Annotated in this window: 21 protein-coding genes; all 21 read left to right on the forward strand. The window is 59.7% G+C overall.

All coding sequences use genetic code 11. The annotated features are described in order from the left end of the window. Positions 1–594 precede the first annotated feature (594 nt). The 21 genes from rfbF to fliS all read left to right on the forward strand — a co-directional run bounded on the left by rfbF (position 595) and on the right by fliS (position 22,303). Entirely contained in the window at positions 595–1,368 is a 774-nt protein-coding gene (gene rfbF, locus CKW26_RS21975; RefSeq protein WP_093439605.1) for a glucose-1-phosphate cytidylyltransferase, read from the forward strand. Then, positions 1,350–2,432: a CDP-glucose 4,6-dehydratase gene (gene rfbG / locus CKW26_RS21980; RefSeq protein WP_095050161.1), complete on the forward strand. Its 1,083-nt coding sequence runs from the start codon at positions 1,350–1,352 to the stop codon at positions 2,430–2,432. Before rfbF ends, rfbG begins: the two co-directional genes overlap by 19 nt. Continuing rightward, the gene (rfbC, locus tag CKW26_RS21985; RefSeq protein ID WP_095050162.1) at positions 2,429–2,989 is read left to right on the forward strand and encodes a dTDP-4-dehydrorhamnose 3,5-epimerase; all 561 of its coding nucleotides are present in this window, start codon (positions 2,429–2,431) and stop codon (positions 2,987–2,989) included. The genes rfbG and rfbC overlap by 4 nt, the downstream gene beginning before the upstream one ends. Continuing rightward, positions 2,986–4,212, forward strand: a complete 1,227-nt coding sequence (locus CKW26_RS21990; RefSeq protein WP_095050163.1) for a class I SAM-dependent methyltransferase — start codon at positions 2,986–2,988, stop codon at positions 4,210–4,212. The genes rfbC and CKW26_RS21990 overlap by 4 nt, the downstream gene beginning before the upstream one ends. Continuing rightward, positions 4,209–5,060, forward strand: a complete 852-nt coding sequence (locus tag CKW26_RS21995) for an NAD(P)-dependent oxidoreductase (RefSeq protein ID WP_095050164.1) — start codon at positions 4,209–4,211, stop codon at positions 5,058–5,060. The genes CKW26_RS21990 and CKW26_RS21995 overlap by 4 nt, the downstream gene beginning before the upstream one ends. Then, on the forward strand, positions 5,057–6,127 hold the full coding sequence (locus CKW26_RS22000) for a class I SAM-dependent methyltransferase (protein ID WP_095050165.1): 1,071 nt from the start codon (positions 5,057–5,059) through the stop codon (positions 6,125–6,127). Before CKW26_RS21995 ends, CKW26_RS22000 begins: the two co-directional genes overlap by 4 nt. Positions 6,128–6,144: 17 nt before the next feature. Beyond that, a complete protein-coding gene (locus tag CKW26_RS22005) occupies positions 6,145–6,882 on the forward strand; it encodes a cephalosporin hydroxylase family protein (protein WP_093439633.1) in 738 nt (245 codons plus the stop codon). Positions 6,883–6,936: 54 nt separating this feature from the next. Beyond that, complete coding sequence (locus CKW26_RS22010; RefSeq protein WP_095050166.1) at positions 6,937–9,852, forward strand: TIGR00180 family glycosyltransferase; 2,916 nt, start codon at positions 6,937–6,939, stop codon at positions 9,850–9,852. 23 nt (positions 9,853–9,875) lie between these two features. Further along, positions 9,876–10,877, forward strand: a complete 1,002-nt coding sequence (pseB, locus tag CKW26_RS22015; protein WP_095050167.1) for a UDP-N-acetylglucosamine 4,6-dehydratase (inverting) — start codon at positions 9,876–9,878, stop codon at positions 10,875–10,877. Next, positions 10,874–12,031 carry a UDP-4-amino-4,6-dideoxy-N-acetyl-beta-L-altrosamine transaminase gene (gene pseC / locus CKW26_RS22020; RefSeq protein ID WP_095050168.1) on the forward strand — a complete coding sequence of 386 codons (1,158 nt, stop codon included), beginning with the start codon at positions 10,874–10,876 and terminating at the stop codon, positions 12,029–12,031. Before pseB ends, pseC begins: the two co-directional genes overlap by 4 nt. A gap of 31 nt (positions 12,032–12,062) precedes the next feature. Further along, entirely contained in the window at positions 12,063–12,683 is a 621-nt protein-coding gene (locus CKW26_RS22025; RefSeq protein ID WP_034153278.1) for a pseudaminic acid biosynthesis-associated methylase, read from the forward strand. Next, entirely contained in the window at positions 12,680–13,375 is a 696-nt protein-coding gene (gene pseF, locus CKW26_RS22030) for a pseudaminic acid cytidylyltransferase (protein ID WP_095050169.1), read from the forward strand. Before CKW26_RS22025 ends, pseF begins: the two co-directional genes overlap by 4 nt. Next, the gene (gene pseG / locus CKW26_RS22035) at positions 13,372–14,877 is read left to right on the forward strand and encodes a UDP-2,4-diacetamido-2,4,6-trideoxy-beta-L-altropyranose hydrolase (RefSeq protein WP_095050170.1); all 1,506 of its coding nucleotides are present in this window, start codon (positions 13,372–13,374) and stop codon (positions 14,875–14,877) included. Before pseF ends, pseG begins: the two co-directional genes overlap by 4 nt. Continuing rightward, the gene (gene pseI / locus CKW26_RS22040) at positions 14,870–15,922 is read left to right on the forward strand and encodes a pseudaminic acid synthase (protein ID WP_095050171.1); all 1,053 of its coding nucleotides are present in this window, start codon (positions 14,870–14,872) and stop codon (positions 15,920–15,922) included. Before pseG ends, pseI begins: the two co-directional genes overlap by 8 nt. Before the next feature lie 226 nt (positions 15,923–16,148). Beyond that, on the forward strand, positions 16,149–17,075 hold the full coding sequence (locus tag CKW26_RS22045) for a ketoacyl-ACP synthase III (protein ID WP_007920064.1): 927 nt from the start codon (positions 16,149–16,151) through the stop codon (positions 17,073–17,075). Between the two features lie 87 nt (positions 17,076–17,162). Next, positions 17,163–18,452 (forward strand): motility associated factor glycosyltransferase family protein, encoded by a 1,290-nt coding sequence (locus CKW26_RS22050; protein WP_095050172.1) that lies wholly within the window; start codon positions 17,163–17,165, stop codon positions 18,450–18,452. Next, positions 18,449–18,715: a hypothetical protein gene (locus tag CKW26_RS22055; protein ID WP_095050173.1), complete on the forward strand. Its 267-nt coding sequence runs from the start codon at positions 18,449–18,451 to the stop codon at positions 18,713–18,715. The genes CKW26_RS22050 and CKW26_RS22055 overlap by 4 nt, the downstream gene beginning before the upstream one ends. A 242-nt stretch (positions 18,716–18,957) precedes the next feature. Continuing rightward, on the forward strand, positions 18,958–19,809 hold the full coding sequence (locus CKW26_RS22060; RefSeq protein ID WP_007920059.1) for a flagellin domain-containing protein: 852 nt from the start codon (positions 18,958–18,960) through the stop codon (positions 19,807–19,809). A gap of 72 nt (positions 19,810–19,881) precedes the next feature. After that, positions 19,882–20,238, forward strand: coding sequence for a flagellar protein FlaG (locus tag CKW26_RS22065; protein WP_007920057.1), 357 nt, complete (start codon positions 19,882–19,884; stop codon positions 20,236–20,238). Positions 20,239–20,320: 82 nt separating this feature from the next. After that, positions 20,321–21,775 (forward strand): flagellar filament capping protein FliD, encoded by a 1,455-nt coding sequence (gene fliD, locus CKW26_RS22070; RefSeq protein WP_095050174.1) that lies wholly within the window; start codon positions 20,321–20,323, stop codon positions 21,773–21,775. A 129-nt stretch (positions 21,776–21,904) separates the two neighbouring features. Next, positions 21,905–22,303: a flagellar export chaperone FliS gene (fliS, locus tag CKW26_RS22075; RefSeq protein WP_093439698.1), complete on the forward strand. Its 399-nt coding sequence runs from the start codon at positions 21,905–21,907 to the stop codon at positions 22,301–22,303. Positions 22,304–22,306 lie beyond the last annotated feature (3 nt).

The following is a 22,306-nucleotide window of genomic DNA, read 5'->3' on the forward strand; positions in this document are numbered from 1 at the left end:
CGATTTGTGGGCTTTTCAAGGTTTGAGTTCGACTCGGTATCGCACGTCGGCGTACTTCTCGCAATTTCCTCGGTCAGTCCCCTCTCCCTCTGGAGGGGAGAGGGGCCGATTTGTGTGCTTTTCAAAACCTGAGTTCGACTCGGTATTTCACGTCGGCGTAGCTCTCCCAAACACCTCGGTCAGTCCCCTCTCCCTCTGGAGGGGAGAGGGGCCGATTTGTGTGCTTTTCAAAACCTGAGTTCGACTCGGTATCGCACGTCGGCGTACTTCTCGCAATTTCCTCGGTCAGTCCCCTCTCCCTCTGGAGGGGAGAGGGGCCGATTTGTGTGCTTTTCAAAACCTGAGTTCGACTCGGTATTTCACGTCGGCGTAGCTCTCCCAAACACCTCGGTCAGTCCCCTCTCCCTTTGGGAGAGGGTTAGGGTGAGGGGGCTTGTGGAGCTGGCGCGTTTCCTGCAAGTCCCCTGTAAATCGCCATAAAACGAGCGCTCGCGGTCACTCCAGCGGCGCCCGGAGCGGCAAAAGGTTTAGCCAGACGGCCCGCAAAGCTCAAGAAAGCCATGCGCAGCCCGGTGAAGAACAAGAGGGGAGACGATGAAGGCAGTTATTTTGGCGGGTGGCCTCGGCACGCGCATCAGTGAAGAGTCGCACCTCAAGCCCAAGCCAATGATCGAGATCGGCGGCAAGCCAATTCTCTGGCACATCATGAAGCAGTATTCCGCCCATGGAATTCACGACTTCGTGATCTGCCTCGGCTACAAGGGCTATGCGATCAAGGACTTCTTCGCCAACTACTTCCTGCACACCTCTGACGTCACCTTCAACATGCGTGAAAACCGCATGGACGTGCACCAGAATTACAGCGAGCCGTGGAGCGTCACGCTCATCGACACCGGCGAAGAAACCATGACCGGTGGCCGTCTGCTGCGTGCCGGCCGTTACCTCAAGGATGAAGAGGCGTTCTGCTTCACCTATGGCGACGGCGTTTCTGATATCAACATTGCGCAACTCGTCGATTTCCATAAAGGCCACGGCCGTCTCGCGACCGTCACTGCCGTGCAACCGCCGGGCCGCTACGGCGCGCTTGAGCGTCAGGGCGATCAAGTGCTGGGCTTCACCGAAAAGCCTCGCGGTGACGGTGGCTGGATCAATGGCGGCTTCTTCGTGCTCTCGCCGAAAGTGCTGCCATACATCGCCGATGACGCCACCACTTGGGAAGCCGAACCGCTGGCGCGTCTGGCCGCTGACGAACAGTTGAAAGCCTTCGAGCACGAAGGCTTCTGGCATCCGATGGACACCCTGCGCGACAAGAACCATCTCGAAGCGTTGTGGCAGAGCGGGGAGGCCCCATGGAAGCAATGGGCCTGAGTGCGGATTTCTGGCGCGGCAAACGCGTCCTCGTCACCGGACACACCGGTTTCAAAGGCAGCTGGCTGACCCTGTGGCTGCAAAGCCTCGGCGCGCAAGTCAGCGGCTTTTCCCTGGATCCGTCGACTGAGCCGAGCTTGTTCGAACTGGCGCGGGTGCATGAGGGCATCAACGATCAGCGCGGTGATCTGCGGGATCTCGGTGCCTTGCTGGAAATCATCGCCGACACCGAGCCTGAGATCGTTCTGCACCTGGCTGCTCAGCCATTGGTGCGCGAAGGCTATCGCGATCCGCTCGGCACGTACTCCAGTAACGTCATGGGCACGCTGAACCTGCTCGAAGCGATTCGTCAGGTCGGCTGCGTGCGCGCCTGTGTGCTGGTGACCACCGACAAGGTCTACGCCAACAAGGAATGGCTGTGGCCGTACCGCGAAGACGAAGCCCTCGGTGGCCACGATCCGTACAGCAGCAGCAAGGCTTGCTGTGAATTGCTCGCACAGTCTTATGCCGCGTCGTTTTTCCCGGCGGACAAGTACGCCGAGCACGGTCTGGCCCTGGCCACCGCGCGCGCTGGCAACGTCCTGGGCGGCGGCGATTTTGCCCCTGAGCGCCTGATTCCTGACGTGCTCAAAGCGTGGAGCGCCGATGAACCGGTGACCCTGCGTTATCCGCAAGCCGTGCGCCCGTGGCAGCACGCGCTGGAGCCGCTGGCCGGTTACCTGCAACTGGCCGCAGGTCTCTACGAACAAGGCCCGGAATACGCCGGGGCGTGGAACTTCGGCCCGGGTGAAGCGGACATGTGCAGTGTCGGCGAAGTGGTCGAATTGCTCGCCAGCCGCTGGCCGCAGGCGTGCGGTTTGCGCATCGAAAAAAGCGAACTGCACGAGGCCGGCCTGCTGCGTCTGGACAGCAGCCGCGCACGCCAAGTACTTGGCTGGCATCCGCGCTGGACCTTGCAACAATGTCTGGCCCAGACCCTCGACTGGCATCTGGCGTGGCAGAACGGTGATGACATGCGCAACGTCACCCTCGGTCAACTGAACCTGTACCGAGGCGCGTTGTGAGCGAATTCTCCCTGAAGGCATTGCCGCTGGCCGGACTGTTCAGCGTCCAGCACAAACGCTTCGAAGATCAGCGCGGGCACTTTGCCCGGCTGTTCTGCGAAGGCAGCCTGAGTGCGTTCGGCAGTGAGTTCCATATCCGTCAGATCAACCATTCCTGCACCCGTGAAAAGGGCAGTGTGCGTGGTCTGCATTATCAGAATGCCAATGCCCCGGAAGCCAAACTGATCACTTGCCTGCGCGGTGAAGTGTGGGACGTGGCGGTGGATCTGCGCCCAGACTCCGAGACCTTTCTGCACTGGCACGCCGAGCATCTGAAGGCTGGCGACGGCCGCAGCCTGTTGATTCCGGCCGGGTTCGCCCACGGTTTCCAGACCCTAACCGAAGACGCCGAATTGCTTTACCTGCACAGCGCCGATTACGCGCCGGAGCACGAGGCCGGGCTGTCGGTGAATGATCCACGGCTGGCGATTGCCTGGCCGTTGCCTGTCAATAATTTGTCAGCGCGTGACTCCAGCCATCCCGCGCTCGATCAACACTTTGCTGGAGTGCGTCTATGAACTGCCGTGGGTGCGCCGCACCGCTGAGCCTGCCGCTGATCGACCTCGGCACCTCGCCACCGTCCAACGCCTACGTCCACGCTGATCGCCTGGAGCAGGCCGAGCAATGGGTGCCGCTGAAGGTCGCGGTGTGTCAGCAATGCTGGCTGGTGCAGACCGAGGATTACACCAGCGCCGATAGCCTGTTCGACGCCGAGTACGCCTACTTCAGTTCGTTCTCCAGCACCTGGCTGGCCCATGCCGAGCGCTATGTCGCCGAGATGGTCGAGCGTTTCGGCCTGACCGCCGACAGCCGTGTGGTTGAAGTCGCCGCCAACGACGGTTACCTGCTGCAATACGTCGCCGCTCGCGGCATTGCCTGCCTGGGCGTTGAACCGACGCGCAGCACTGCACAAGCGGCACGCGAAAAAGGCCTGGAGATCCGTGAGCTGTTCTTCGGTCGCGACACCGCTGCGCAACTGAAAAGCGAAGGTTGGGGCGCTGACCTGATGGCGGCCAACAACGTGCTCGCCCATGTGCCGGACATCAACGATTTCCTCGTAGGCTTCGCGACGCTGCTCAAGCCGACCGGCGTCGCCACCTTCGAATTCCCGCAACTGCTGACGCTGATGGCTGGCGCGCAGTTCGACACGCTGTATCACGAACACTATTCCTACCTGTCGCTGACCGCCGTGCAGACCCTGTGCGAGCGCAATGGTCTGGAAGTCTTCGACGTCAGTCAACTGAGCACCCATGGCGGTTCGCTGCGCGTGTTCGTCCAGCGCAAGGACGGCCAGCGCCGCCCGGTTCAGCCAGCGGTGCAACAACAGTTGCAGGCCGAGCTGGAGGCCGGGGTGAAAACCGCCGAGTACTACACAACCCTCGCGCCTGCCGCTGAACGCATCAAGCATGACTTGCTGCGCTTTCTGTTGCAGGCCAAGGCCGACGGCAAGCGGGTAGTCGGTTACGGCGCGGCGGCCAAGGGCAACACCTTGCTCAACTACGCCGGGGTCAAACCGGACCTGCTCGCCTGGGTGGCTGATGCCAACCCGCACAAGCAGGGCAAACTCCTGCCGGGCAGTCGCATTCCGATCGTTGCGCCCGCGCAGATCGACATCGAAAAACCGGACTACGTGCTGGTGCTGCCGTGGAACCTGCTGCACGAAGTCAGTCAGCAACTGGCGCAAGTGCGTCAGTGGGACGGCCGCTTTGTGATCGCCGTGCCCGAGTTGAAAGTGCTGTGAAGGTACTGGTTACCGGCGCTACCGGTTTTGTCGGCCGCCATCTGGTTGCGGCGTTGCTGGCCCGTGGCTGTGACGTCCGGGCGGTGGCGCGCAACGCAGAAACCGCGCAAGGCATGCCGTGGATCAACGACGTCGAGTTTGTGAGCGCGGATATTCACGCCGCCGATCTCGATGTCGCTGCGTTGACCGCAGGTGTCGATGCACTGGCGCATCTGGCCTGGCCGGGTTTGCCGAACTATCGGGCGCTGTTTCATTTCGAGCACAACCTGATGGCCGATTACCGCTTTATCAAAAGCGCGGTCGAGGCGGGCGTGCAGCAGGTGCTGGTCACCGGCACCTGTTTCGAATACGGCATGCAAAGCGGCCCGCTCAGCGAAAGCTCCGCGCCGCAGCCGAGCAACCCTTACGGTCTGGCCAAGCACACGCTGCACCTGTTTTTGCAAAACCTGCAGCAGGAACTGCCGTTCACGTTGCAGTGGGCGCGCTTGTTCTATCTGCATGGCGAAGGGCAGAACCCCAACAGCCTGTTGGCGGCATTGGACCGGGCGATCGATACCGGTGAGCCGTCGTTCAACATGTCGGCCGGCGAGCAGTTGCGTGATTTTCTGCCGATTGAAAACGCTGCGGGTTACCTCGCCGCGATCCTGCAACGACACGACTTCGACGGCGTGATCAATTGCGCCAGCGGCCAACCGGTGTCGGTGCGTTCATTGGTTGAACAACGCCTGTGCGAACGTGGCGCGACACTGAATCTGAACCTCGGCCACTACCCGTATCCGACCCACGAGCCCTTAGCGTTCTGGGCGGTGACCGAGCGCTTGCAACAGTTATTGGGAGAGCCGCAATGAGGCACGAGTTGTACCGGGTCACCGACCTGCCGGTGCTGCAGAACCGCACCTTTGCCGATCCCGCGTCGGCGCAGGCCTCGGCCAGTGCCGACATGCTGTTGGTGCAGGACGAGCGCAGCGGTCTGATCTTCAACGCGGCGTTCGACGCCGACAAGCTCAGCTACGACGCCGATTACCAGAACGAGCAGGCGCATTCCGGCCAGTTCCAGAAGCACTTGAGTGACGTCGAAGGCATCATCGCCAAGCACTTCAAGGGCCAGGAACTGATCGAAGTCGGCTGTGGCAAAGGCTATTTCCTGGAATTGCTCAAGGGCCTCGGCTATTCGATCACCGGCATTGATCCGGCGTACGAAGGCGAGAATGCCGACGTGATCAAGGCACCTTTCACTCGGGGCCTGGGTCTGGCTGCGGACGCCATCGTCCTGCGCCATGTGCTGGAGCACATTCAGGATCCGGTCAGTTTCCTCGTGGAAATCGCCAATGCCAATCAGGGCGGGCAGATCTACATCGAAGTGCCGTGCTTTGACTGGATCCTCGAACACAAAGCCTGGTTCGACCTGTTCTACGAGCACGTCAATTATTTCCGTCTCGATGACCTGCGCCGGATGTTCGGCACCGTGCACGAGGCCGGTCACCTGTTCGGTGGCCAATACCTGTACATCGTCGCCGACCTGTCGACCTTGCGCCTGACTCCGGATCAACCGGTGCCGCGCCTGGCCCTGCCTGACGGCTTCACCGCCAGCCTCGATCGCGCCGTGCAGATCATTCAGTCCGCCCCCGAGCAGGGTTCGGCGATCTGGGGCGCTTCGTCCAAAGGCGTGATCTATTCGCTGTTCCTGCAACGTGCCGGTGTGGCGGTGGATCGTGTGGTGGATATCAACCCGGCCAAACAGGGGCGTTATCTGCCGTTGAGCGGCGCGCGGGTGTCCTCGCCGCAAGAGGCCATGGACGCGCTGCCCGAGGGCGCCAACCTGTTTGTGATGAATTCCAATTACCTCGAAGAGATCAAGCGGATGACCGGTGGACGCTACGTCTATCACGCCGTCGACAGCGCTTCGTTTCAGTGACCCTTGAGATTATTAAAATGACCGACAACAGCATCAACCAAGCCTTCGAAGCCGAGTGCCGGGAACAGATTGCCCAGCAGGGTGACGACCAGAAACTGACCGGCCTGGCCCGCGATTTCTTCAACGAATCGGCCAAGCACAAATACAGCTACCACTTCTCGTGGATGGGCCGTCCGATCATCCAGTTGCCACAAGACATGATGGCGATGCAGGAGATCATCTGGCAGGTCAAACCGGATCTGGTCATCGAGTGCGGCATCGCTCACGGCGGTTCGATTATCTACTACGCCTCGTTGCTGGAGCTGCAGGGCCACGGCGAAGTGCTGGGCATCGACCTCGACATTCGCCCGCACAACCGCGAAGCGATCGAAAGCCACCCGATGGCCAAGCGCATCAAGATGATCGAAGGCTCGAGCATCGACGCCGGCATTGCTGCCCAGGTGCAGGCGGCGGCCAAAGGCAAGAAAGTCATTCTGGTTCTGGACTCCAACCACACCCACGATCACGTACTGGAAGAGCTGCGTCTGTACGCACCGCTGGTGTCGGTCGACAGCTACTGCGTGGTCATGGACACCGTGGTTGAAGACATGCCGGCCGATTTCTTCCCGGATCGTCCGTGGGGCCCGGGCGACAACCCGAAAACCGCCGTATGGAAATACCTGGAAGAGAACCAGGATTTCGAGATCGACCAGCAGTTGCAGAACAAGCTGTTGATCACCGTGGCGCCGGACGGCTATCTGCGTCGCGTCCGTTAATTCGCAACATCACCAAGCGTTGTTTCGGCGAGTCGCCGGTTGTGGAGAGAAGTTATGCAAGGCAAGTACAGTTCTGAACTGGCGCTACCGCTCGAAGAGCTATTGACCGTCGTCCTGATTACTCACAATCGGCCGGCGTTTTTGCGCCGGGCGGTGAAGTATTACAGCAGCTTGCCCTGCAGAATCATGGTGCTCGATTCGACACTCGAACGACCTGAAGGCGACTTTGACGCCGTCGATTACCACCATGTGCCGCAGTTCGCCTACTGGGGCATGCAGGCCAAACTGGCGTATGGCGTGGAGAAACTGACCACGCCATACATGGTGCTGGCGGCCGACGACGATTTCATCCTGCATGATTCGCTGGCAGAGTCCGTCGGTTTCCTGCATGCCAACCCTGACTACGGCATGTGCCACGGCTATTGCCTGATGTACCTGTCATTGGCCCATGGCGTGAACTACTACCGCCGTGACAAGAAAGTCCAGGAAGACTATGCGTCCGAGCGGGCGCAGGATCGCGTCCTCGACTACATGAACCAGTACATCCCGCCGTTCTACGCGGTGACCCGTACTGATCTGATGAAAAACTGGCACTCGGCGTTGCCGCCGGGGACCAATTTCCAGTGGCAGGAAATCGGCCACGTCTACTACCTGCTGGCCAGTGCCAAGGCCCGCATCCTGCCGATTCCGTACGTTGTGCGCGAGATCAACTACGGTGTCTCCGAGCACAATACCGATGTGTATCACTCGCTGACCTACGTTGACGCCAAATCGGTCGCCGAACGGGAGGCGTTTGCCGAGTTTCTCGTCTCGCTGCCTACCGCTATCGAAGGGCTGGATGCAGGGCAGGCCAAGGCCTTTGCCCTGGAGAGTTTCGAGGCAATGGCCGACAGCCTGAAGGCCGGGCGGGCGCTGACTGCCGAGCTGATTATCGAATCGACCTGGAACCAGGAACTGAAGGCGCCGGATCGTCGTTTTGGCCCGCTGCAGTACGTTGAAATGCCGTTCTACAACCAGGCATTCTTTGAACGTCTGGAGCAGTTCGAATTCATGTTGCACACCCTGCCGGCCGGTCGCATGCAACTGGAAGGACTGGAAGGCGTGTGGGCCCGTCAAGCGCACCTGTTGCAGGCGCGCAATAACGACACGGCGGAAAGTGTGGTTGACCGGTTGTGGCAGGCCCATGATCTGAATGCGTTCAACCTGACCGTGGTCAAACGTCTGGCGACCCAACTGGACATCGTCGGCGACGAAAGCGCTGCGCAAGCCATGCGCGAGTGGATCGCCCGTCTCGAAGCGCTACTGGTCGAAGATCATCAGCCAGTCTTCGGCAAAATGAAGTCCGGTCGCCTGTTGCAGTGGCTGGCGGCTCGCGCGCCGACGATCGAACAACTCGAGTCGATAGGCCAACATCTGGCGACTGAAGGCGGTGGCCCGCAATTCGGCATTTTCCTGCTCGATCTGGACAACGACATCGACAAGTTGCAGGTGTCGCTCGACAGCCTGCTGGAAGGTCACTGCAAAGCGTTCAGGATTGTCGTGTTCACCACCGGCGAAGCACCGACGGCGACGACGGCACAAAACACCCTGCACTTTGTTCGTGTCACCCAAAGCAACTTTGTCGACAAGCTCAACCAGAGCGCTCAGCAGTCGCCAAGCGATTGGTTACTGCTGGGTGAAGCGGGTGACCAGTTCACCGCCAGCGGCCTGTTGCGCGCCAGTCTGGAGCTGATGTCGGCCGAAGGTGTGCGTGCGGTGGCCACCGATGAAATCCAGCGCAAGGACAATGGCGCGCTGGTTGACGTGTTCCGTCCGGGTTTCAACCTGGATCTGCTGCAAAGCGTGCCGGCACTGATGGCGCGCCATTGGTTGATCCGCCGCGAAGTGTTGCTTGAAGCCGGCGGATATCAGGCTGACTTCAGCAAAGCGCTGGAATTCGACCTGCTGTTGCGCATCATCGAGCAGGGTGGCCTCGACGGTCTGGCGCATCTCGACGAGCCGTTGCTGATCACTCAGGCGGCAGAGCTTGAAGAAAACGCCCACGAACGTCAGGCGTTGCTGCGTCATCTGGGCAATCGCGGCTACAAGGCCAAGGTCACGTCGACAGCGCCGGGCACCTGGCAAATCGATTACCGCCACACCGAGCAGCCACTGGTTTCGATCATTGTGCCGGTCATCGATGATCTGCCAGTGCTGCGCCGCTGCCTGGAAGGCGTGTTGCTCAGAACCCGTTACAGTCGTTATGAAGTGTTGCTGGCGGCAAACGCCAATCAATCGGCAGCGGTCAACGACTGGCTGGGCACGCTGCGCCACGCCAAAGTCAATGTGTTGCGTGCCGATCAGCCGCTGAGCGAAGTCGCGCTGTACAACGCCGCCAGCGAGCAGGCTCAAGGTGAGTATCTGGTGCTGTTGGCCGCAGACAGTGAAGTCGTCAACCCGAACTGGATCGATTCGCTGCTCAACCACGCCCAGCGTCCGGAAGTGGGCATCGTCGGTGCGAAATTGGTCGACCGTGACGGCAAGGTGGCCCAGGCCGGCTTGATTCTTGGCCTGAACGACGGCGTGGGTTCGGCCTTCATCGGCGAAAGTCACGCAGCAGACGGCTACATGCATCGCTTGGCCGTCGAGCAGAATTACTCGGCCGTGTCGAAGGTCTGCCTGATGGTGCGCAAAGGGCTGTTCAACGCGCTTGGCGGGCTGGATGAAGTGACGTTCGTCGAAGGTTATGCCGATGTCGATCTGTGCCTCAAGGCGAGTCAGGCCGGCTACCTCACCGTGTGGACGCCGTTGGTGCAGGTGCTGCATACCGGCGAGTTGCCGCAGGCGCCAGAAGCGCTGGCGGCACTGCGTGAGAAATGGAGCGGCGTCTTCGCGCAGGACCCGGCTTACAACGCCAACCTGGCGCTGAGCGGCAAAGGTTTCACCCTGGGTGAAAATGCCTCGATCAACTGGGCACAGTTGCTCGCTTAAGCGCGCCGGACAGGAATCAGCATATGTTCAACGGTAAATCGATTTTCATCTCCGGCGGCACAGGTTCGTTCGGGCGCAAATTCATCACGCGCCTGCTCGAGCAATACCAGCCCAAGCGCGTGGTGGTGTTCTCCCGTGACGAGTTGAAGCAGTACGAAATGCAGCAGACGTTCAACGCGCCGTGCATGCGTTATTTCATTGGTGACGTGCGTGACGCTGACCGTCTGCGTCAGGCCATGCGCGGCATCGACTACGTGGTGCATGCCGCGGCGTTGAAGCAAGTGCCGGCGGCGGAATACAACCCGACCGAATGCATTCGCACCAACGTCAATGGCGCGGAGAACATCATTGCCGCCGCCATCGACAATGGCGTGAAAAAGGTTGTGGCGCTGTCGACCGACAAAGCCGCCAGCCCGATCAACCTGTACGGCGCGACCAAGTTGCTCTCGGACAAATTGTTCGTCGCCGCCAACAACATTGCCGGCGAGCAGGAAACCCGGTTTGCCGTGGTGCGCTACGGCAATGTTGCCGGTTCCCGTGGTTCGGTGGTGCCGTTCTTCAGCAAACTGATCGCCGATGGCGCACAGGAACTGCCGATCACTGACGAACGCATGACGCGGTTCTGGATCACCCTCGACCACGGCGTGCAATTCGTCCTCGACAGCTTTGCGCGGATGCACGGCGGTGAAGTGTTTGTGCCGAAGATTCCGTCGATCCGCATTGTCGATCTGGCGCGCGGCATGGCTGAACACCTGCCGCACAAGAACGTCGGCATTCGTCCCGGCGAGAAGCTCCATGAATTGATGGTGCCGCTGGACGATGCGCGGATGACCCTCGAGTTCGAAGATCACTACACCATCCAGCCGTCGATTCGCTTTACCAGCGTCGATGTCGATTTTGCCGTCGACAAACTCGGCGAGCAGGGGCGTGCCGTGAGCGAGGATTTCGAGTACCGCTCCGACACCAATCCGCATTTCCTTTCGGTCGGGCAGATCGCTGATCTGCACGCGAAGCTCTCGGTATGATTCCCTACGGTCGGCAAAGCCTCGATCAGGCAGATATCGATGCCGTCGTCCAAGTGCTGCAGTCGGACTGGCTGACCCAAGGGCCGAGCATTGAGCGTTTCGAACAGGCAATGGCCGAGCGTTGCCAGGCTGACTTCGCCGTCGCGGTGTGCAACGCCACGGCGGCGCTGCACATTGCCTGTCTGGCCGCAGGCCTGGGGCCGGGTGATCGTTTGTGGACAACGCCAAACACCTTTCTTGCCTCGGCCAACTGTGGACGTTATTGCGGTGCCGAGGTTGATTTCGTCGACATCGATCCGCTGACCTGGAACCTTGATGCGTTCGCCCTCGAAGCGAAACTCGATCAAGCCGAGCAGGACGGCACTTTGCCCAAAGTGCTAGTAGCGGTGGCGTTCTCCGGGCAGAGCTGCGACATGCGCAAGATTGCCGAACTGGCCGAGCGCTACAACTTCACCGTGATCGAAGATGCGTCTCACGCGGTCGGTGCGTCCTACGCCGGGCGGCCGGTCGGCTGCGGTGAGTTCGCAGCGATGACGGTGTTCAGCTTTCATCCGGTGAAAATCATCACCAGCGCCGAGGGCGGCATGGTGCTGACCAATCGGCCGCAACTGGCCGAGCGCCTGCAGCGTTTGCGCAGCCACGGTATGACCCGCGATGCGCAGCAGATGAGCGAACCGAGCCACGGCCCGTGGTACTACCAGCAGATCGAGCTGGGTTTCAATTACCGCATCACCGATCTGCAAGCCGCGCTGGGTTTGTCGCAACTGAGCAAACTCGACGACTTCATCGCCCGACGTCGTGACCTCGCGGCGCGATACGATCGCTTGCTGGCGTATCTGCCGGTGACGTTGCCCAGCTCTCAGCCTGAGGCGCAATCGGCTTGGCACCTGTATGTGATTCGGCTGCAGACCGACCGCATCGGCCTCAGTCATCGTCAAGTGTTTGAAGGCTTGCGTGCTGTCGGTGTTGGCGTGAATCTGCACTACATTCCTGTGCACCTGCAGCCGTACTATCGCGACCTGGGTTTCGCCGAGGGCGATTTCCCCGAGGCCGAGCGTTATTACGCCGAGGCGATCAGCCTGCCGCTGTTTCCGCTATTGAGCGATGCGCAACAGGATTACGTGGTCGAGCAATTGCGTCGGCTGACCGAATAATTGCCGCTGAGGCAAAGGATGAGTATCTGCAATGCGTCATTTGAGTGAGCAGGAAAAGTTCTGGCAGGGCGACTTCGGCAACCAGTACGTCGCGCGCAATGTCGGTCAGCCGCTAGTGGCGGCGAACCTGGCGTTGTTTGCCAAAGCGCTGAGTCGGGCTGCAGGCATCGAGAGCCTGGTCGAACTGGGCACTAACGCCGGCAATAATTTGCAGGCATTGCATCAACTGCTGCCGCGCTGTGAGCTGTTCGGCGTCGAGATCAACGACAGCGCCTGTGCTCAGGCACGGGCGTTGGACATTGCCCAGATCTGGCATGGCTCGCTGTTCGACTTCCCGCGCGAGCGCCGCTACGACCTGACCCTGAGTAAAGGCGTGCTGATTCACTTGGCCCCGGAGCTGTTGCCGACCGCTTATGCGCAGTTGTACGAGTTGAGCCAGCGCTACATCCTGATCGCCGAGTATTACAATCCGGCACCGGTGGAAGTGTCCTATCGTGGCAACAGCGGCAAGCTGTTCAAGCGCGATTTTGCCGGTGAAATGCTCGATCGCTATGCCGATTTGCACTTGCTGGATTATGGTTTCGTCTATCACCGCGATCCGCAGTTTCCTGTGGACGACATCACTTGGTTCCTGTTGGAAAAGCGCCCTTGAGCAACGTTGCAATCATCCCGGCCCGTGGCGGTAGCAAACGCATCCCGCGCAAGAACCTTTTGCCGTTCGACGGCGTGCCGATGATTGTCCGTTCGATCCGCACTGCGCTGGAATCGGGCTTGTTCGATCAGGTCGTGGTCAGCACCGACGATGCTGAAATTGCCGATGTGGCGCGAGCCCATGGCGCGCAGGTGCCATTTCTGCGCCCGGTAGACCTGGCCGATGATTTCACCGGCACGGCGGCAGTGATCGTGCATGCCTTGCAGCAGTTGCCGGCGTTCGATTACGCCTGTTGCGTGTATGCCACGGCGCCGCTGTTGCAGGTACGTTATCTGCGCCAGGGCATCGAGTTGCTGGAGCAGCGTTCAGACAAGTCCTTCGCGTTCTCCGTGTGCAGTTTCGGTTTTCCGGTGCAGCGTGCGTTGACGCTGGACGGGCAGGGTGGGTTGAGCGCTTTGTATCCGGAATTTCGCAATACACGTTCGCAGGATTTGCCCGAAGCATTTCAGGACGCCGGTCAGTTTTACTGGGGGCGCACTGAGGCGTGGTTGCGCGGCGAGGTGCTCTATTCGCCAGCCAGCCTGCCGGTGATTCTGCCCCGGCATCTGGTGCAGGACATCGACACCCTTGAAGACTGGAAGCGCGCCGAATACCTATACGCCGCGCTCAAGGCCGGTGGAGAGCTGCAATGAGAGTGCTGATTCGCGCCGACGCCTCGCCAACCATCGGCAGCGGCCACATTGCCCGCTGCCTGACGCTGGCGCGAGTGTTGCGCGGGCAGGGCAGCCACGTCGCGTTTGCCTGCCGCTGTCTGCCGGGGCATCGCCTTGATGCCTTGCGCGCCGAGGGCTTCGAGACTTTTGCGCTGCCTGAGCGCTATGTCGCTGAAGATCCACAGCAGGCCATCGAATCAATGCTGCCGTGGCAGGCCGACATCGACGCGTTGGCTACGGTGCTCGAGGGGCACGCCGAATTCGACTGGGTGATTGTCGATCACTACGGCCTCGATCACCAATGGCAGACGGCTGCTCGACGGTGGGCGCCACGGATTGCGGCAGTGGATGATCTTGCTACGCGGCGCTACAGCGTCGATCTGCTGCTCAATCAGAATCTCTCGGGCCTGCACGAAAATTATCAGCCGCTGTTGCCTGAAGGGTGTCGCACCTTGCTCGGCCCACGCTATGCCATGTTGCGTGAAGAATTCAGCTGCCCGGCCATCGAGATCAAACCCGCGGCGCGAAGGGTGTTGGTCAATTTCGGTGGTTTCGATGCCGCGCGGCAAACCTACCACGCGATGCTCGCGCTGGCGGACTTTCCCGAGTTGCAGGTGGACTTCGTCGCAGGCGCCGATAACCCGGCATGGGCCAAGATGCAGGCCTTGGCCGAGACACGGCCGAACTGGCGTCTGCACAGTTTTGTCAGCAACTTCTACCAGCGCATGACCGAAGCTGATCTGTTTATCGGCGCCGGGGGCGGCACCAGTTGGGAGCGGGCGGCGATGGGGTTGCCGACGATCTGTATTGCCGTGTCGAACAATCAGCAGGCCAACGGCGAAGTCATGGCCGCGGCGGGCGCGCATGTGTTCATGGGCGCCCGTGAGCAGGTCAGTGTCGAGCAGTTGCGCGACGCAATTGGCTTTGTCAGCGGCAATCATTATTTGCGCCAGAGCCTGGCCGAACGCTCGCGGCAACTGGTCGACGGGCGGGGTGCCGAGCGTGTCGCGGTGGCACTGGCCGGTGCGGTGCTCAAGGTGCGTGCGGCGACTCTGGATGACGCGCAGTTGCTGTTCGATGGGCGCAATGCCGAAACGGTACGGCGCTGGTCGCTGGACAGCGGCGTGATCGATTGGCCGCAGCACCTGAACTGGTTGACGGCGAGTTTGCGCAATCCGCAACGCCTGTTGTTGATCGCCGAGGCGGACGACGGCGCGGTCGGCGTTGTGCGTTATGACCTGCGCGGGTTTGCTGCCGAAGTCTCGATCTACCTGCTTGAGGGACGTTTCGGCCTGGGTTGGGGCAAGGCGCTGCTGACGCGGGGCGAAGCGTTCGTCACCCGCCACTGGCCGCAAGTGACCGGCATTACCGCTCAGGTACTGCCGGGCAATCGTGCCTCGTTGAATGTGTTTCATGACGCCGGGTTCACTCAGAGTGCCTGTACGTTCACCCGTGTTTTGAAGGATCACCCGCATGACTAGTTTCAAGATCGGCAACCGCTTGATCGGTGCCGATGCGCCGCCCTTCATCATCGCCGAGATGAGTGGCAACCATAACCAGTCGCTGGACGTGGCCCTGCAAATCGTCGAGGCAGCGGCCAAGGCCGGGGCGCATGCCTTGAAACTGCAAACCTACACCGCCGAAACCATGACGCTGGATTTGTCTGAAGGTGAGTTCTTCATCAAGGATCCGGGCAGTCTGTGGGCCGGCACTTCGCTCTACGATTTGTATGAAAAAGCCCATACACCGTGGGAATGGCATGCGCCGATTTTTGCTCGTGCCAAGGAACTGGGGATGCTCGCGTTCTCGACACCGTTCGATGACAGCGCCGTGGACTTTCTCGAAAGCCTTGATGTGCCGGCCTACAAGATTGCCAGTTTCGAAAACACTGACTTGCCGTTGATCCGTCGTGTGGCCGCCACCGGCAAACCGCTGATCATCTCCACCGGCATGGCCAGCATCGCTGAGCTGGATGAAGCCGTGCGCGCTGCCCGCGAGGCGGGGTGCAAGGATCTGGTGCTGCTCAAATGCACCAGCACCTATCCGGCGACCCCGCTCAACAGCAACGTGCGCACGATCCCGCATCTGCGCGAATTGTTCGGTTGCGAAGTGGGGCTGTCGGATCACTCGATGGGCGTTGGTGTGTCCGTGGCCGCCGTGGCGCTCGGTGCGACGGTGGTGGAAAAACACTTCACCCTCGACCGTTCAGCAGGTGGCGTCGATGCGAGTTTCTCCCTGGAACCGGCGGAAATGGCCAGTCTGGTGGTGGAAACCGAGCGCGCCTGGCAAGCCATGGGCCAGGTGCATTACGGTGTCACAGAGGCTGAACGCAAGTCGTTGGTCTATCGCCGTTCGCTGTATGTCACGGCCGACATGGCCGCCGGTGACACCTTTACCGGGGACAATCTGCGCGCCATTCGCCCCGGCCTCGGTCTGCCGCCCAAGCACACCGACGCTGTTCTTGGTCGCCGCGCCCGCGCCCCGATCAAGCGCGGCACACCGCTGGACTGGTCGTTGGTCGAATAACCCGATCTGCACCGATTCGGCAAAATAGCGTGACCTGCGAGTCATAACGCGCATCTTCACTGTATTGTATTGATCGGGGAGATGGCGCCTGGCTCGTTTTCGATTCCAGTGATAGCCCTTTGCGCTCCCCGTGGCTGCCCGTTGTGGCGGCCGTTTTCTGTTTGTCGGCGCCCCTCGAAATCCTTGCGAGCGGTGGTCTTGGGCTGTTTTTTATTGGGAAGCCGTAATGATTGGCATAAAAAGCATTGCGAGCTACGTTCCTGTAGCCGGCGTGGACAATTACGCACAAGGTGCAAAATTCGAGAAGGATGAAGAATTCATCCTTGGCAAGATCGGCTCGGCATTCCTGCCGCGCAAAGACGCTGAACAAGAAACCTCCGACCTGTGCGTGGAAGCGGCCAATGCGCTGTTTGCCAGCAACCCGGATCTGAAACGTGAATCGATCGACGCCTTGATCGTCGTCACCCAGAACGGTGACGAAGAAGGCCTGCCGCACACGGCTGCAATCGTGCAGGACAAACTCGGTCTGCCGACCAACGTGGCGGCCTTCGACATTTCCCTGGGCTGCTCCGGTTATGTCTACGGCATCTACGCGATCAAGGGCTTCATGGAAGCCGCCGGCCTGAAGAACGGCCTGCTGATTACCGCTGACCCGTACTCGAAAATCGTCGATCCGGAAGACCGCAACACCACCATGCTGTTCGGCGATGCCGCAACCGCTACGTGGATGGGTGAAGATCCGACCTGGGCGCTGGGCAAGGCCAAGTTTGGCACCGACGGCTCCGGTGCACCGCACTTGAAAGTCACCGATGGCGTGTTCTTCATGAACGGTCGTCAGGTCTTCAACTTTGCGCTGCTCAAAGTCCCGGCACACTTGCACGAACTGCTCGACGATTCCGGTCTGAAAGCCGATGACATCGATGCCTTCTGCATTCACCAAGGCAGTGCGGCGATTGTCGATGCCGTGGCGCGGCGCTTCGAAGGCGAGCCGGAGAAGTTCATCAAGGACATGGTCGAGACCGGTAATACCGTGTCGTCGAGCATTCCGTTGCTGCTGGAGAAACACGTCATCGATTCCGACTGGCAGCGTATTGCCTTGAGCGGTTTTGGTGTCGGTCTGTCATGGGGCTCGGCGATCATCTATCGCCCTTGAGTCCGAGCAAAAACGGCGGATACAAAAATAGCGTTCAAGGTTAACCTTGAACGCTATTTTTTTGCCTGGAAGGGAGCGCGAGGCGCCATGAGCGAGTTTTTTCAAGCCAATGCCGAGGTGTTGCAACGGCGCTGGCCGGCGCTGTTCGAACGACTGGTGGCGCAAGACCGTACGGCCATTGCGGCTCAATTGGTTGAGGGGCTAGGCTCGACGCTGAGCATCAACGGCATCCAGCTCACCAGTCGTCACGATCGCCTCCAGGAAGCGCAGATTCAGGCGGCCAGCCTGCCGGACAAGGCGCAACTGCACGTCTATGGCACCGGTCTCGGTGATTTGCCCGGTGTGCTGCTTGAGCGGACGGGATTACAACGCTTGTACGTGCACATCCTCAATGGCGCGCTGTTTGCGCTGGTGGTGCAACTGCTCGATCAGCGTCAGTGGCTGGAAGACCCGCGGGTCGAGTTGTTTTACGCTGCCGATCATCCGGACTTGTTCACGCCGTTTTTTGCCCTGCCTGCCGAGATGTTGCTGGCCGATGACTACAACGCGAAGATTCGCGATCGGCTGGTCAATGAAGTCCATCTGAGTTTTAACAATCGCGAATTCGACGCGCAGTCGCCGTTCATTCAACAGCGCTTGCAGGACTGCTTGCCGGTGCTGCTGGGTGATGACGATGTGGCGCAGTTGTTTGGTACCTGCACCGATCGCGAGATCTACGTGATCGCTACCGGGCCGACTCTGGAAGGGCACTTTGAACGATTGGCAGCGCTCCGGAATCAGGCTCAGCGCCCGCTGTTCATCTGTGTCGACACGGCGTATCGGCCGTTGATTGAGCACGGGATCGTTCCGGATCTGGTGGTGACCATTGATCAGCGCATCAGCTTCCGTCATTTGCCGTTCGAGGCGTCTGACGGTATCCCGCTGGTGTATCTGCCCATGAGCGATCCCGAAGTTTTGCGGGCCTGGAAGGGCAAGCGCTATGGCGGTTACTCGGCCAGTCCGGTGTACGCCGGGTTGCGTGAACAGCATCCACGCGCGCTGCTGCACGTCGGCGGCAGCGTGATCCATCCGGCGGTCGATCTGGCGGTGCAAATGGGCGCGTCTCGCATCACGCTATTTGGCGCCGATTTCGCCTTCCCGATGAACAAGACTCACGCGGGCTGGAGCGATGGCGATCTGGGGCCACCGGTGAATCAGGCGCGGCATTGGGTGCGCGATGGCCATGGTCAGCGGGTGACCACACAGCTCAACTTTCGCGGTTATTTGTGTGTGCTGGAGCGCTATATCGCTGCACATCCACAGGTCGAATTTCTCAACAGCAGCCGCTCCGGGGCGCTGATCGCCGGAACCGACTTCAACCCGGAGTTTGTGCAATGAGTACGCTGAGCCTCTGTAAGGATGAATGTCGCCAGTGTGCGGGTTTGTTTCGCCTCGGGCGCGATGTCGAGGCGGCGCTGACGATGGTCGATGTGTTTGAAAAGGCCCAGCAATGTTTAGCGTCTGCCCCGGTAGAGGTTCAGCAGGTGTGGGCGCAGCTGTTAATGCAAATGCTCGAATGTCAGGAGCGCCAGGACTGGTTGGGGCTGGCTGATTATATGGAGTACGAATTGATCGAGTTGCTGGAAAGTGTTCCGGTCTGAGCAGGCCGACAGCACTGGCCCGCAGGTTTGCGCCGCAGTCGGTTTTATGACGTCATTTTATCGCGGCTGACGTACTGCTAAGTCTTTGTTTTCTCGGGGGTGGCAGGGTGATGGCAAATTTTTTTCAAAAAGCCCTCAAGCAACCTGCAAACCCGACGATAACTATTACGAAGGTTCTCTAGGCCATACCCGGCGGTTGCCAGGGCCGGAAGCCGCAGTACCCAACCAACGAGGAATTCGTCATGGCTTTAACAGTAAACACCAACACTACGTCGTTGAACGTTCAGAAAAACCTGAACCGCGCTTCCGACGCTCTGTCGACTTCGATGCAGCGCCTGTCTTCCGGCCTGAAAATCAACAGCGCTAAAGACGACGCCGCTGGCCTGCAGATCTCGAACCGTATGTCCTCGCAGATCCGTGGTAACACCCAAGCCATCCAGAACGCCAACGACGGTATCTCCGTTGCCCAGACCGCTGAAGGCGCTCTGCAAGCTACTACCGACATCCTGCAGCGTATGCGTGAACTGGCTGTTAAAGCACGTAACGGTACCAACGGCACTGCTGACCAGACCGCTACCAACGCTGAATTCGCTCAGATGTCCGACGAGATCACCCGTATCTCGGCTTCGACCAACCTGAACGGCAAAAACCTGCTGGACGGTTCGGCTGGTACTGTGACCCTGCAAGTGGGCGCAAACACCGGTTCGGCTAACCACATCGACCTGGTACTGAGCTCCAAGTTCGACGCAGTAAGCCTGTCGGTAGGTAGCGGTACTCTGTCCCTGACCGGTGCTACCGTAACTGGCGCTTCGCAGAACATCGACAACGCGATCACCGCGATCGACGCTGCAATCGCTGCCATCGGTGCAACTCGTGCCAGCCTGGGTGCTTCGCAAAACCGTCTGACCAGCACCATCCAGAACTTGCAGAACATCACCGAGAACACCACTGCTGCACAAGGTCGCGTACAAGATACCGACTTCGCCGCAGAGACTGCTAACCTGACCAAGCAGCAAACCCTGCAACAGGCTTCGACCTCCGTACTGGCTCAAGCCAACCAACTGCCTTCCGCTGTACTGAAGCTGCTTCAGTAATTTCGGAATGAGTTTGAGCGGGGGGGTGCGCTGGTCGCGCTCTCTCGCTTTTTTCGTTAGGAGGTGATGGGCATGGACATGAGCGTAAAGCTTAACGTGTCTTATCCGGCTCCCAAGCCAGTAACGCCGGTTGCTGACAAACCGTCAGAGACGCCTAAAGTTGCCAAGACTGAAGCGCCGGTCGCTGCCAAGAGTCAGGATTCGGACGACGCCAAATTGAAACTGGCGGTGCAGGAGATCGAAAAGTTTGTACAGTCGATCAAGCGCAATCTGGAGTTTTCCATCGATGAACACTCTGGAAAGGTCATCGTCAAGGTGATCGCAAGCGAGACGGGTGAGGTCGTTCGACAGATTCCCTCCGCAGAGGCCTTGAAGCTGGCAGACAGTCTGGCCAATGCCAGTCACGTGTTGTTCGACGCGAAAGTCTGATAGCTGGCATGAATAGTGTTTGTTCGTTCCCAAGACGCTGGTAACGGTCAAAAGAATGGCAACAATCTGAAGGGAGATGCACATGGCAAGTCCAATTCTACCGGGTTCCGGACTGGGTTCCGGTCTGGACATCGGCGCGATCGTGACCGCGCTGGTCAACGCCGACAAATCTGCCAAGCAGACGCAGATCGATTCTGCGACCAAAACCAACACCCTGAAGATTTCCGGTGTCGGTTCGTTGAAGAGTGCGCTGACCGCATTCCAGACGGCGATGACCAACCTGAGCAGCAAGACCAATCCTGCGTTTGCCGGCTTCACGGCAACCTCGGGCAACACGGATATCCTCAGCGCCACGTCCGATAGCACGGCGGTTGCCGGGAAATACAACGTGGTGGTGAACAAACTGGCCACGGGCTCGAAAATTGCCAGTGCCTCTTTCGCCGGCGGCGCAGCCAGTGCCATTCCGAGTGGTACCCTGAAAATCAGTCAGAATGGCACTGATTACAATGTAGATATTCCGGCCAATGCCACCTTGCAGACCACCCGCGACGCCATCAACAAGGCGCAGGGCAGCAACGGCATTTCCGCCAACATCGTGACCGACAGCTCCGGGTCTTCGCGCCTGGTGATCAGTTCGAGCAAGACCGGCGCAGGTTCTGACATGACCGTCAGCGGTATTGCCGGCCTGGAAATCGATGGTACTCAGCCGATGGGCAGCAGTCCGGCAGCAGGCGCTTCGGGCGCCGTCAACGGCGTTGCGCAAAACGCCGAGCTGACTATCGACGGCCTGACAGTGACCAGCAAGAGCAACACGGTGAGCGGTGCAATCAGCGGCCTGACGCTGAATCTCACATCGGTCACGCCAACCAATGGCGCGCCTACTGTTGTCAGCGTTGATGCCAACACCAAAGGGTTGCAGACGTCGATCCAGTCGTTTGTCGATGCTTACAATACGCTGAAGACGACCATCGATACTCTGTCCAAGGCGACACCGGACGAAGATGGCAAGCTGACCGTGCAGGCTGCATTCACGGGGGACTCGCTGCCGCGTTCACTGATTGCCGATATTCGCAGTCAGTTGACGGCTCCGGGCGCCGGTGGCCCGCTATCTGTGCTGTCGCAGTTGGGGGTGATGACCGACCGCAACACCGGTAACCTGACCTTTGATACAGCGGCGTTCAACAAGACCATGGACCAGCCCGGGATGACCGGCCAGGTTCAGCAGTTGTTCACCGGAACCAACGACACCAACGGTCTGCTGGCGCGCATGAAAAAGGCGGTTGATCCGTACCTCAATGCTCCGGCGGGCAGTAAGGTCACCAGCGGTTTGCTTGATCAGCGTCTGACCATTCTCAATAACAACACGCGCAACCTCACCAACCAGCAGCTGGCGCTGGACTTGCGTGTCGCCAACCTGACCAAGACGTTGACTGCCAAGTACAACGCCATGGACTTGCTGGTAGGGCAGATGAAGGCTACGGCGAGCAATATTACGTCGTTCTTCAGCTCGCTTAACGCTCAGCAGTCCGCGAAGTAACGCGCGGGCACGACAAAAACCCGGCTACGCTTCATCGGCGTGCGCCGGGTTTTTGTCTTTTGATCTAAAGTTCTGTGATTCGTTGGCGATACACTGGTTATACGAGTCATTGTGGCAATGAGGTAGAACATGAATCCGATGTTAGCCCTTCGGCAGTATCAGAAAGTCGGCGCACACGCTCAGACATCCGAAGCGAGTCCGCACCGTCTGGTGCAAATGTTGATGGAAGGTGGTCTGGCCCGTATTGCTCAGGCCAAAGGCGCCATCGAGCGCAAGGACATTCCTGGCAAATGCACTTCGATCAGCAAGGCGATTGGCATTGTCAGCGGTCTGCGTGAAGGCCTTGATCTGGAAAACAGCGCAGATACCCTGGCTGATCTGGATGGGCTGTATATCTACATGATGAAGCGCCTCGCCGAGGCGAACATCAGCAGCGACCTGCGCATTCTTGATGAGGTTGCCGGCTTGCTGAGCACGGTCAAGGAAGGCTGGGATGCTATTGCCCCTGTGCCTGCTCCGCAGTTTTAAAGG

Source organism: Pseudomonas sp. Irchel s3h9, from assembly GCF_900187475.1.
GTDB lineage: Bacteria > Pseudomonadota > Gammaproteobacteria > Pseudomonadales > Pseudomonadaceae > Aquipseudomonas > Aquipseudomonas neuropathica.

Excerpts from the sequence above, each read along its gene's own strand:
- rfbF (WP_093439605.1), top strand. The coding sequence starts at position 595 with ATGAAGGCAGTTATTTTGGCGGGTGGCCTCGGCACGCGCATCAGTGAA.
- rfbG (WP_095050161.1), top strand. The coding sequence starts at position 1,350 with ATGGAAGCAATGGGCCTGAGTGCGGATTTCTGGCGCGGCAAACGCGTC.
- CKW26_RS21990 (WP_095050163.1), top strand. The coding sequence starts at position 2,986 with ATGAACTGCCGTGGGTGCGCCGCACCGCTGAGCCTGCCGCTGATCGAC.
- CKW26_RS22000 (WP_095050165.1), top strand. The coding sequence starts at position 5,057 with ATGAGGCACGAGTTGTACCGGGTCACCGACCTGCCGGTGCTGCAGAAC.
- CKW26_RS22005 (WP_093439633.1), top strand. The coding sequence starts at position 6,145 with ATGACCGACAACAGCATCAACCAAGCCTTCGAAGCCGAGTGCCGGGAA.
- CKW26_RS22010 (WP_095050166.1), top strand. The coding sequence starts at position 6,937 with ATGCAAGGCAAGTACAGTTCTGAACTGGCGCTACCGCTCGAAGAGCTA.
- pseB (WP_095050167.1), top strand. The coding sequence starts at position 9,876 with ATGTTCAACGGTAAATCGATTTTCATCTCCGGCGGCACAGGTTCGTTC.
- pseC (WP_095050168.1), top strand. The coding sequence starts at position 10,874 with ATGATTCCCTACGGTCGGCAAAGCCTCGATCAGGCAGATATCGATGCC.
- CKW26_RS22025 (WP_034153278.1), top strand. The coding sequence starts at position 12,063 with ATGCGTCATTTGAGTGAGCAGGAAAAGTTCTGGCAGGGCGACTTCGGC.
- pseG (WP_095050170.1), top strand. The coding sequence starts at position 13,372 with ATGAGAGTGCTGATTCGCGCCGACGCCTCGCCAACCATCGGCAGCGGC.
- pseI (WP_095050171.1), top strand. The coding sequence starts at position 14,870 with ATGACTAGTTTCAAGATCGGCAACCGCTTGATCGGTGCCGATGCGCCG.
- CKW26_RS22045 (WP_007920064.1), top strand. The coding sequence starts at position 16,149 with ATGATTGGCATAAAAAGCATTGCGAGCTACGTTCCTGTAGCCGGCGTG.
- CKW26_RS22050 (WP_095050172.1), top strand. The coding sequence starts at position 17,163 with ATGAGCGAGTTTTTTCAAGCCAATGCCGAGGTGTTGCAACGGCGCTGG.
- CKW26_RS22055 (WP_095050173.1), top strand. The coding sequence starts at position 18,449 with ATGAGTACGCTGAGCCTCTGTAAGGATGAATGTCGCCAGTGTGCGGGT.
- CKW26_RS22060 (WP_007920059.1), top strand. The coding sequence starts at position 18,958 with ATGGCTTTAACAGTAAACACCAACACTACGTCGTTGAACGTTCAGAAA.
- CKW26_RS22065 (WP_007920057.1), top strand. The coding sequence starts at position 19,882 with ATGGACATGAGCGTAAAGCTTAACGTGTCTTATCCGGCTCCCAAGCCA.
- fliD (WP_095050174.1), top strand. The coding sequence starts at position 20,321 with ATGGCAAGTCCAATTCTACCGGGTTCCGGACTGGGTTCCGGTCTGGAC.
- fliS (WP_093439698.1), top strand. The coding sequence starts at position 21,905 with ATGAATCCGATGTTAGCCCTTCGGCAGTATCAGAAAGTCGGCGCACAC.